Source organism: Brachyspira sp. G79, from assembly GCF_002379365.1.
GTDB lineage: Bacteria > Spirochaetota > Brachyspiria > Brachyspirales > Brachyspiraceae > Brachyspira.
In genome coordinates this window covers 1-2,209 of record NZ_JQIU01000002.1, presented here as the reverse complement: position 1 = coordinate 2,209, position 2,209 = coordinate 1, and the positions used below count along the sequence as shown (strand labels likewise).

1 protein-coding gene and 2 pseudogenes are annotated in these 2,209 nt (G+C 24.1%); all 3 read left to right on the top strand.

The window, feature by feature from the left end; all coding sequences use genetic code 11:
* Positions 1-523, top strand: a pseudogene (locus KQ44_RS00020) (hypothetical protein); the annotation flags it as partial.
* Positions 524-574: 51 nt separating this feature from the next.
* Positions 575-1,888, top strand: a complete 1,314-nt coding sequence (locus KQ44_RS00015; protein ID WP_096735706.1) for an AAA family ATPase — start codon at positions 575-577, stop codon at positions 1,886-1,888.
* 15 nt (positions 1,889-1,903) lie between these two features.
* A pseudogene (locus KQ44_RS00010) lies at positions 1,904-2,209 on the top strand (5-methylcytosine-specific restriction system specificity protein McrC); the annotation flags it as partial.

Genomic DNA, 2,209 nt, shown 5'->3' with positions numbered 1-2,209 from the left:
TAAAGAAAAAATACTAAAATATGCAAGTAATATTATTGATTTGAATAATATTGATTATAAAGCAGAGTTAAAAGAAGATGATAAAAAAGAAGATATGATTAAATATGCATTTGCAAAAATATTTCATTATACAAGAGAAATTAAAAAACAGATAGAAGACCCAAAAAATAATGAAAATTATAAAAATATTAAAAATCAATTATACAGCTATTTATTTGAAAACATAAAATACATAATAAAGCATGAAGCATTCTTTGAAGAACAGGAACTTAGAATGCTTGTGACAAATGATTATAAGTCTGATGAAATATTAATTGACAATTATAATAAAAAGCTCTATATTGATTATATAAAACTTTTTGATGAAAATAGTAATTATATAAAAGAAATAATAATAGGCTCAAAAGTAGAAAACAATGAAGCAGTTGCCGAATATATAAGAAAGGCACTTCACTTAAAAAATACTGAAGCTAATAAATTAGATGATATAAAGGTAAGTATATCAGAAGCCCCTTTAAGATAATTTTTATTGTGAAATAAAATACCTAATATATATTATTTATTTGGAGTAAAGATGAAAGAAGAATTAAATAATGAACAGTTAGAAAAAATATATGATGTAATGGAGCAAATATATAATGGTGAAATTAAAAGAACAGAAGGAATTAATGAGTGTTTGAAAATAGATGTTAAAGGAATATACAAATATAGTTCATTTAATTTTTTATACGGAATATATAGGTGCATGAGAAAAGGTGTAGGATTTAAAAGAAGTTTTAAATTAAATGTACTGCAATTTATCATTAAAAAAATAGGAAAACTACATGGTATTAAAGAACTAGAAAAATCATTAATTTCAACAAAAGAATATATAAAATATCATTACCCATTTAATAAAGATAGATCTGACAATTTAGTAAAAGTATGTAAAGAAATAATTGAAAAAAATAATATTAAAGATATATCATTTGATAATTTGTTTGAAGATGAAAAAACTGACGATGAGGAAAATCAATACGAACAAACTAATGATAAATCGGATAATTCATATAGTAAAGAAAATTTCCTTAATGAAGTTTTTATATCTGAAGAAAAGTACGATACTATTTATAATTTATTAAAAAGAAAAAAGAATATTATTTTTCAAGGCTCACCCGGAGTAGGCAAAACTTTTCTTGCCAAAAAACTCGCTTACTCAATCATTGGAGAAGCCGATGACAGTAAAATAAAAATGGTGCAGTTTCATGAAAGCTATTCTTATGAAGATTTTATTATAGGTTATAAGCCTACGGATAAAAACTTCGAATTAAAAAACGGTGTGTTTTATGATTTTTGTCAGAAAGCCTCTTCCGATATGGATAATGATTATTTTTTTATAATAGATGAGATTAACCGAGGAAATATATCTAAAATATTCGGCGAGCTTTTAATGCTTATAGAGGCTGACAATAGAGATGCTGAAATTATACTTCCTTACAATAATGAAAGTTTCAGCGTGCCTAATAATTTGTATATTATAGGTATGATGAATACTGCTGATAGAAGCATTGCCTTTATTGATTATGCACTACGCAGAAGATTCTGCTTTGTAGATATTGAGCCTGCTTTCGGAAATGAAAAGTTTATAAACTATTTGAAAGAAAAGAATATAAATGATAATCTTATAAATAAAATAAATACAAAGTTTAGTAATTTGAATGATATTATAAAAAATGATAAAACTCTAGGCAGAGGCTGTACTATAGGGCATAGTTATTTTTGCGATAAAATAGATGAGGCCGAATACAAAAATATTATAGAATATGAAATAGCTCCTACATTAAGAGAATATTGGTTTGATAATGAAGAGAGAGCAGAGAAGGAAATAAAAAAGTTATTGGATAAATAATATAATTTTTATAAAATGAATAACAATATAAAAATACCTATTAAAAATATATACTACATGCTCTCTTATGCTTGGAATATTTGGAATACTATTGATGAAGATAATAATAAAAAAGAAATCTTTGGTGATGAAAAGTTTGATAATATTTATAATGTTATGGGATATATTCTTAATATCTTTTTAGAAAAATTAATTAAAAGAGGTTTTTATAGAGGCTATATCACTTTGGAAGAAGATTTATCAGTATTAAAGGGAAAAATTAACTTCTCAGAATCTATAAAAAGAAATACTCTTAATTATAAAAAGCTGGTATGCAGTTAT

Coding starts and splice junctions, on each gene's coding strand:
- KQ44_RS00015 (WP_096735706.1), top strand. CDS start 575: ATGAAAGAAGAATTAAATAATGAACAGTTAGAAAAAATATATGATGTA.